The organism is Streptomyces sp. 378, from assembly GCF_030124145.1.
Classification (GTDB): domain Bacteria; phylum Actinomycetota; class Actinomycetes; order Streptomycetales; family Streptomycetaceae; genus Streptomyces.
Genome location: NZ_JASKMS010000028.1, coordinates 111,896 through 119,403, shown reverse-complemented (window position 1 = coordinate 119,403; position 7,508 = coordinate 111,896). Strand labels below are relative to the sequence as shown.

General features: G+C 73.5%; 7 protein-coding genes. 4 read left to right on the top strand and 3 right to left on the bottom strand.

What is annotated here, in order from left to right; all coding sequences use genetic code 11:
* Positions 1-75: 75 nt before the first annotated feature.
* The gene (gene arfB / locus QNO09_RS30580) at positions 76-513 is read right to left on the bottom strand and encodes an alternative ribosome rescue aminoacyl-tRNA hydrolase ArfB (protein WP_283973495.1); all 438 of its coding nucleotides are present in this window, start codon (positions 511-513) and stop codon (positions 76-78) included.
* Between the two features lie 160 nt (positions 514-673).
* On the opposite strand from arfB, the gene QNO09_RS30575 reads away from it, so the two are divergent.
* Positions 674-1,249: a TerD family protein gene (locus QNO09_RS30575; protein ID WP_283973494.1), complete on the top strand. Its 576-nt coding sequence runs from the start codon at positions 674-676 to the stop codon at positions 1,247-1,249.
* A 113-nt stretch (positions 1,250-1,362) separates the two neighbouring features.
* On the opposite strand, the gene QNO09_RS30570 is transcribed toward QNO09_RS30575, so the two are convergent.
* Positions 1,363-2,808: a M1 family metallopeptidase gene (locus QNO09_RS30570; RefSeq protein ID WP_283973498.1), complete on the bottom strand. Its 1,446-nt coding sequence runs from the start codon at positions 2,806-2,808 to the stop codon at positions 1,363-1,365.
* 7 nt (positions 2,809-2,815) lie between these two features.
* On the opposite strand from QNO09_RS30570, the gene QNO09_RS30565 reads away from it, so the two are divergent.
* Entirely contained in the window at positions 2,816-3,316 is a 501-nt protein-coding gene (locus tag QNO09_RS30565) for a hypothetical protein (RefSeq protein ID WP_184561072.1), read from the top strand.
* A gap of 1,005 nt (positions 3,317-4,321) precedes the next feature.
* Here QNO09_RS30565 and QNO09_RS30560 read toward each other — a convergent pair.
* Positions 4,322-4,999: a pentapeptide repeat-containing protein gene (locus QNO09_RS30560; RefSeq protein WP_283973493.1), complete on the bottom strand. Its 678-nt coding sequence runs from the start codon at positions 4,997-4,999 to the stop codon at positions 4,322-4,324.
* Between the two features lie 129 nt (positions 5,000-5,128).
* On the opposite strand from QNO09_RS30560, the gene QNO09_RS30555 reads away from it, so the two are divergent.
* Positions 5,129-6,289 (top strand): FAD-dependent oxidoreductase, encoded by a 1,161-nt coding sequence (locus QNO09_RS30555; RefSeq protein ID WP_283973492.1) that lies wholly within the window; start codon positions 5,129-5,131, stop codon positions 6,287-6,289.
* A 47-nt stretch (positions 6,290-6,336) separates the two neighbouring features.
* Complete coding sequence (locus QNO09_RS30550) at positions 6,337-7,320, top strand: zinc-binding dehydrogenase (RefSeq protein WP_283973491.1); 984 nt, start codon at positions 6,337-6,339, stop codon at positions 7,318-7,320.
* The last annotated feature ends 188 nt before the right edge of the window (positions 7,321-7,508 follow it).

Genomic DNA, 7,508 nt, shown 5'->3' with positions numbered 1-7,508 from the left:
CTCCCGTTCGAGCGAAGCCGAGAACGGGGGAGCGTGCCGGGCGTCGCGACGCCGCGGAGATCCATCAGAAGGGGCCTAGGCCCAGTTCTGCCCGCCGCGTCCGCGCTTCGTCTCCGAGCGCTGCTTCTTCTCGCGCAGCCGCCGTTCGTTGATGCCCCGGGGAATCCGGGTCGGCTTGCGGGGCTTGGGCGGGGGTGCGGTGGCCTCGGCCAGGAGCGCGGTGAGGCGTACGGCGGCGGCCTCGCGGTTGCGCCACTGGGAGCGGTGCTCGGACGACCGCACGGTGACGACCCCGTCGACCAGGCGCCCGGCCAGCCGCTCCAGGGCCCGCTGCTTCCACACCGCGGGCAGCGCCTCGGTCTTCGCCAGGTCGAAGCTCAGCTCGACCTTGGAGTCGCTGGTGTTGACGTGCTGCCCGCCCGGCCCCGACGACCGCGAGAAACGCCACATGAGCTCGGCCTCGGGCAGGGAGACGGAGCCGCGGATGACGTGAGGACCGGACATGCCCCCCATGTTCCCGCTCCTGACCCGTCCACGTCACCCGAATAATCGCCGGTAAAGAAAGTAAAGGAGCTGGAACCTCGCGTACCCCTCTCCACGTTCATGGAGGTAGCTGTAGCTTCGATGCCGCAGTGTCTTTGCCGCACATAAACGAGGGAAGGGACTCCCAACAATGGCTGTAAGCCTGTCCAAGGGTGGCAACGTCTCGCTCACCAAGGAGGCTCCGGGCCTGACCGCCGTCACCGTGGGCCTCGGCTGGGACGTCCGCACCACCACCGGCACGGACTTCGACCTCGACGCCTCGGCGATCGCGGTCAACACGCAGGGCAAGGTCTACTCGGACGCCCACTTCGTCTTCTTCAACAACAAGGAGACGCCGGACAGCACGATCGTCCACACCGGTGACAACCGCACGGGTGAAGGCGCCGGCGACGACGAGGCGATCAACGTCAACCTCGCAGGCCTCCCGGCCGACATCGAGAAGATCGTCTTCCCGGTGTCGATCTACGACGCGGAGAACCGCTCGCAGAACTTCGGCCAGGTGCGCAACGCCTACATCCGCATCGTCAACCAGGCCGGCGGCACGGAGATCGCCCGCTACGACCTGTCGGAGGACGCGGCCACCGAGACGGCCATGGTCTTCGGCGAGCTGTACCGCAACGGCGCGGAGTGGAAGTTCCGCGCGGTCGGCCAGGGCTACGCCTCGGGCCTGGTCGGCATCGCCCAGGACTTCGGCGTGAACGTCTGACGGACGCCCTCCGTCCACGTGTGACGTGAGGAGCCCCCGGCCGCGGGTATCGGACGACGCTGTTGGCACCAACAGCGTCGCGGGTACCGGGCCGGGGGCTCCGGCGTGAGGCCTCAGGGCCGCTCCGGTTTCCCCTCCCCGTACAGCCACGCGTCCCAGACCCCCGCCAAGTCCTCCCCGGGTGCCCTCTTCTCGACATAGGCGGTGAAGTCGGCGGTGTCGGCGTTCCCGTGCCGGTAGGTCGCCGCCCAGCCCCGGAGAATCCCGAAGAACCTCGCGTCCCCCACGGCCTCCCGCACCTTCTGCAGCACCATCGCCCCCCGCCAGTACACCGGCGGGTCGGAGATCCGCGCGGCGCTCGGCGGATCCGCCGGGGGAAACTCCCAGATCTCCTCCCCGGCCTCCTCCGTGTCGAAGTACGCACCCGAGTACAGCGCGTCGAACGTCTCCCGGGCGCTGTCCCCGCCGTGGTCCTCCTCCCACAGCCACTCCGCGTACGTCGCGAACCCCTCGTTGAGCCACATGTCCCGCCAGCTCTCGGGCGTGACGGAGTCGCCGTACCACTGGTGGGCGAGCTCATGGACGAGGAGCGTCATGTCGGGAGCACCGGGGAACACCGGGCGGCTCTGCGTCTCCAGGGCGTAGCCGACGTCGGGTGCGCGGTCGACGATCGCGCCGGTGGAGGAGAAGGGGTACGGCCCGAACCGTCGCTCCGCCCACCGCAGCACCTCCGGAATCCGCCGGAGCACGGGCCGGCTCGCCGCCGCCTCGGCCGGGTCGACGGCCGTGTACACGGGCAGCTCCCCCGCCCTGGAGCGACTGATCTCGAAGCGGCCGATCGCGAGCGTGGCGAGATAGCTCGCCATCGGCTCACCCGAGTGCCACACGAACGTCGTACGCCCCCGCGCCGTCGTCTCGCCTCGCAACTGTCCGTTCGACACGGCCCGCAGGCCCTTCGGCACGGTCACCGCGAGGTCGTACGCCGCCTTGTCGGAGGGGTGGTGGTTGCCGGGGAACCACGCCATCGACCCCGTCGGCTCGCCGAGTGCGAGCACCCCGTCCGTGGTGCGCAGCCAGCCCTCGCGGGAGCCGTCCGGGTCGGTGACGGTCTCGGGCGCCCCGGAGTAGCGGACGGTCACGCTGAACGTCTCGTCCCGGTCGATGTCGTCGTGCGGCCGGACGGTGAGCTCCTGCCCGGCGCGGTTCCAGCGGGCGATCTCCTGACCGACGGTGACCTGCTCGACCTCCATGCCGAGCAGGTCCAGGTTGAAGGCGGAGAGGTCCTGGGTGGCGCGGGCGGTGAGGGTGGCCGTGCCGGTGAGGTGGTGGGCCTCGGGGTCGTAGGCGAGGCGCAGGCCGTAGTGGGCGACGTCGTAGCCGCCGTTGCCGGCCTTCGGGAAGTACGGGTCGCGGACGCCCGAGCCGCCCGGAGTGCCGTGCACCCCGCCGCCGCACGCGGTGAGCACGAGAGCGCAGGCGAGCAGGGCGGGCGCGGGCAGCGGGGGGACAAGACGTACAGATCGGGCCACGCTCGCGATCCTACGATCACGTGACACCATCACCTCCGTGCTCGACATCGGCTACGCCCTCTCCAACCGCTTTCCGGACCCGCCGCAGACCGACTACCGCCGCGCGGACGTCCGGGCGCTGCGGCACGACCTGTTCTGCGGGGACGTCTATCTGGCGGACACCAAGACGGATCACGAGGTGTCCACGGCCTGGGGATGGGTGCCGGTGCTCGACTTCGCGTGGGCGCTGTGCGACATCGTGGAGCGGATCGACCGGGACCCGGCGGGTTCGAGGGCGTCCCGGCCGCAGCGGGCGGAGCTGGACTTCACCGAGTCGACGGACCGGATGCTGTTCGAGCGGCGTTTCGGGTGGGTGGACATCGAGGCCGACTGGATGCGCGCGGAGGAGCCCGCACTCACCGTCTCCCACTCCGAACTGCGCCGCGAGGCCCGGGACTTCCTGCACGACCTGATCGCCGACCTCACCGACCTGCACGACGACCTCGCGGAGAACCCGGCGATCTGGACCCTCCAGGCCCGCTTCCCCCGCCTGCCGTAACCACCTACCGCTTCCCGTAACCGCCTATCGCCCCCCCCCGGACCGCCGTCCGTCGCCGCTGTCCGTTGCCGCCGCCTTGCAGCCGCCCAGCGCCGCCGCCCGCAGCCACCACCCATCGCCGCCGCCTGCAGCCGCCGTCTCTCGCCGCTGTCCGCGGCCGCTGCCGGTTGCCGCCACCGCCCGCAGCCGCTGTCCGTCCACCGCAGTCCGCAGCCACCGCCCCCAGCCGCCGCCGGTTGCCGCTGTTCGCAGCATCCGTCCGTCACCGCTGTACGCAGCCGCTGCCGGTTGCCGCTGTCCGCAGCCACCGCCCCCGCCGTCCGGCGCCGCCGCCCCCAGCCGCCGTCCCTCGCCGCTGTCCGCGGCCGCTGCCGGTTGCCGCCACCGCCCGCAGCCGCTGTCCGTCCACCGCAGTCCGCAGCCACCGCCCCCAGCCGCCGCCGGTTGCCGCTGTTCGCAGCATCCGTCCGTCACCGCTGTACGCAGCCGCTGCCGGTTGCCGCTGTCCGCAGCCACCGCCCCCGCCGTCCGGCGCCGCCGCCCGCAGCCGCTGTCCGTCGCCGCTGTCCGCGGCCGCTGCCGGTTGCCGCCACCGCCCGCAGCCGCTGTCCGTCCACCGCAGTCCGCAGCCACCGCCCCCAGCCGCCGCCGGTTGCCGCTGTTCGCAGCATCCGTCCGTCACCGCTGTACGCAGCCGCTGCCGGTTGCCGCTGTCCGCAGCCACCGCCCCCGCCGTCCGGCGCCGCCGCCCGCAGCCGCTGTCCGTCGCCGCTGTCCGCGGCCGCTGCCGGTTGCCGCCACCGCCCGCAGCCGCTGTCCGTCCACCGCAGTCCGCAGCCACCGCCCCCAGCCGCCGCCGGTTGCCGCTGTTCGCAGCATCCGTCCGTCACCGCTGTACGCAGCCGCTGCCGGTTGCCGCTGTCCGCAGCCACCGCCCCCGCCGTCCGGCGCCGCCGCCCGCAGCCGCTGTCCGTCGCCGCTGCCGGTTGCCGCCACCGCCCGGCGTCAGCCCTCCACGCGGATCCCCCACTGCGCGGCCAGCACCGGCGCCAGATCCAGTAGCTGCGCCGTGCTGATCACTGCCCCCGACAGCCGGTCCAGCCCGCGGCTGATCTCCAGGGAAGCCGCCCCCCGCAGGTCGACGTCCGTCAGGGTCGCCGCGTGGAAGTCGGCGCCCTTCAGCGCGCAGTCCACGAACTCCACACGCTCCAGACGGGCACCGCCGAAGTCCGGCTCGACCAGGACGCAGCCCTCGAAGACGACGTCTCTGAGCCGGGCCGTGCGCAGGTTCAAGTAGTCGATCTTGCCGCCGCGCACCAGCACCCGCTCCAGCACCGCCCCGTGCAACTGCGGTCCGCCGAGCCGGGCGTCGGTCAGCTCCACATCGCGCAGGGTCGCCTCGGCGAGGTCGGTACCCACGCCCCTGACGCCGGTCAGGGCCGAGTCCAGGAATCTGGCGTGCCGCAGCCGGGTCTCGCCCAGCGCGCAGCCCGTCAGGGCGCAGTCCATGAAGCGGGCGCCCCCTCCGTCCTGCCCGGAGAGATCGGCCTCGCGGAAGTCCAGCCCGTCGTAATCTCCGTCGGGCTCCAGCCCGCCGCCCTCGTACGGCTCCAGCACCGGCAGCCGCACCTCCGGTCGCCGCGCGCCCTTCACACCCGTACCGCCCGCCGCTCTCCTCGCCATGCCCCCATGCTGCACCCCGCCACTGACAACGGCCCTGACCTGCGCGGACACCGGTGATGTCACATTCCGGCGCCCTCGATCGGTCGTACTTTCCAGAAGGCGACCCCGACCCGAGGGAGATCCCCAGCCATGCACCGCATCACCGTCATCGGCGGCGGCTTCGCCGGCCTGACCGCGGCCATCACCGCAGCCGAGGCGGGCGCCAAGGTCACCGTCCACGAGGCCCACCACACCCTCGGTGGCCGGGCGCGCACCGCCGAGGGCCCCTACCGCACCAACGAGGGCCCGCACGCCCTCTACAACGGCGGCCCGCACTGGGCCTGGCTCAAGCAGCGCGACCTGATCGGCCCGCTCGCCCCGCTCCCGCCCCTGGAGGCGGCCCGGCTGAGGCTGCGGCACCAGGGCGTGCTGCGCCGCACCCCGCCCTTCCCGATGCTGAAGCTGCTGCGCCGTACGGTCCGGCAGGCCCCCGTGGACGCCGACTTCCTGTCCTGGGCGACCGGCATCGCGGGCGAGGAGGGAGCCCGGGCCGCCGCCCACTACGCGGCGGTCGCACTGTTCCACCACGACCCCGGGTCGCTGTCGGCCGCGTTCGTGCAGGAGCGGCTGCGCCGGGCCACCAAGCTGCCGCCCGAGGCCCACTACCCGCGCGGCGGCTGGGGGAGCCTCATCGACCGGATGGCCTCCCGCGCCTGGAACCTGGGCGTCCGGATGGAGACGCTGTCCCGGGTCGACACGCTGCCCACCGACACGCCGGTCGTCGTCGCCACCTCCCTCGACGCCGCCCGCCGCCTGCTCGGTGACGACTCCCTGAGCTGGCCGAGCGGCCGTACCGCCCTCGTCGACCTGGCCCTGCGCAGCCGACGCGGGGACGCCTTCGCGATCTCCGACCTGGACGCGCCCGGCTGGCTGGAGCGCTTCACCGCCCAGGACCGCACTCTCGCTCCGGCCGGTGAGCAGTTGATCCAGGGTCAGATCCCCCTCGCCCCGCACGAGTCCAAGGCCGACGCCACCGCACGCGCCGAGCAGTTGCTCGACCTGGGCTTCCCGGGCTGGCGCGAGCGCGTCACCTGGCGGCGCGAGGCGGTGGCCAACGGCCGTACGGGTGCGGTCGATCCGCCCGGCACCAGCTGGCGGGACCGCCCGGCCGTGGACCGGGGCGACGGGGTCTACCTCGCCGGTGACCAGGTCGCGGCCCCCGGTGTGCTGTCGGAGGTCTCCTTCAACAGCGCCCTGACGGCCGTCTCCCTGGCCCTGGGCCGACTTGAGCTTGACCTCAAGCAAGCTTGAGGTTGAAGGCTGGTGCCGCACCGGAACGCCCCACCAGAGGAGTCGCCATGCACGCCATCCGCCTGCACGCCTTCGGCCCGCCCGAGAACCTCACCTACGAGGAGGTGGAGGACCCGCTCCCGGGTCCGGGCCAGGTCCGTGTCGCCGTGCGCGCGGCGGGCGTCCACCTCCTGGACGCGGCCCTGCGCGAGGGCATGCGGGGCGGCCCTGCGGCCGAGCGGACCCCGCTGCCCACCGTCCCGGGCCGCGAGGTCGCCGGTGTCGTGGAGTCCCTGGGCGAGGGCGTGGACGGACTGTGGCTGGGCAAGAAGGTCGTCGCCCACCTCGGCTTCGTCCCCGGCGGTTACGCCGAACTGGCCGTCACCGAGGTCGAGCGCCTGCACGAGATCCCCGGCAACCTGGACTTCGCCGGGGCCGTCGCCATGATCGGCACCGGCCGTACGGCGATGGGGATCCTCCAGTTCGCCGACCTCGGCCCCGACTCGGTGGTCGTCGTCCCGGCCGCCGCCGGGGGGATCGGCACCCTCCTCGTGCAGTACGCCAAGAACGCGGGCGCGACCGTCGTGGGCCTCGCGGGCGGACCGGAGAAGACCGCCCGTGTGCGGGGCGGCGGCGCCGACCTCGCCGTCGACTACAAGGACCCCGACTGGCCCGCGAAGGTCCGGGCCCATCTCGGCGGCCGGACCGCGAGCATCGTCTTCGACGGCGTCGGCGGCGACGTCGCCCGCGCAGCCGTCGAACTCCTCGGCCCCGGCGGCCGGCACATCGTCTTCGGCTGGTCCGGCGAGGGCATCCGGGACGGCGGCCCCTACCTGGTCGACGGCGTCTCCGAGGAGGTCCTGGGCCCGGTGATGCTCGCCAAGGCCGGCGGGCCCGACCCCGTCCGCACCCTCGAACTGCGCGCCCTCGCCGAAGCCGCGGCCGGCCGGCTCACCCCGGCCGTACAGCGCTACCCGCTGAGCGAGGCAGCGGCCGCGCACCGGGCACTGGAGACCCGCGGCACGACCGGAAAGGTGGTCTTGGAGCCATGACCTGATGCCCCGCCGACGACAACGAACCCGCGGCAGCGGACCGCCCCGGCCCTCCCGTGGACACCGGCCCACGCCGCTGCCGGGGCCGGGCCGTCATCGCCCCGGGCCCGGCCGCCGCTCCCCTCGAACTCTCCGGCGGCCAGGCCCAGCACGTCCGCTTCGCCCCGGCCACCGCCGGGGACAGCATC

What these genes read in the sequence shown, in the direction of transcription:
- QNO09_RS30575 (WP_283973494.1), top strand. Translation starts at nt 674, where the DNA reads ATGGCTGTAAGCCTGTCCAAGGGTGGCAACGTCTCGCTCACCAAGGAG.
- arfB (WP_283973495.1), bottom strand. Translation starts at nt 513, where the DNA reads ATGGGGGGCATGTCCGGTCCTCACGTCATCCGCGGCTCCGTCTCCCTG.
- QNO09_RS30550 (WP_283973491.1), top strand. Translation starts at nt 6,337, where the DNA reads ATGCACGCCATCCGCCTGCACGCCTTCGGCCCGCCCGAGAACCTCACC.
- QNO09_RS30560 (WP_283973493.1), bottom strand. Translation starts at nt 4,999, where the DNA reads ATGGCGAGGAGAGCGGCGGGCGGTACGGGTGTGAAGGGCGCGCGGCGA.
- QNO09_RS30570 (WP_283973498.1), bottom strand. Translation starts at nt 2,808, where the DNA reads ATGGTGTCACGTGATCGTAGGATCGCGAGCGTGGCCCGATCTGTACGT.
- QNO09_RS30555 (WP_283973492.1), top strand. Translation starts at nt 5,129, where the DNA reads ATGCACCGCATCACCGTCATCGGCGGCGGCTTCGCCGGCCTGACCGCG.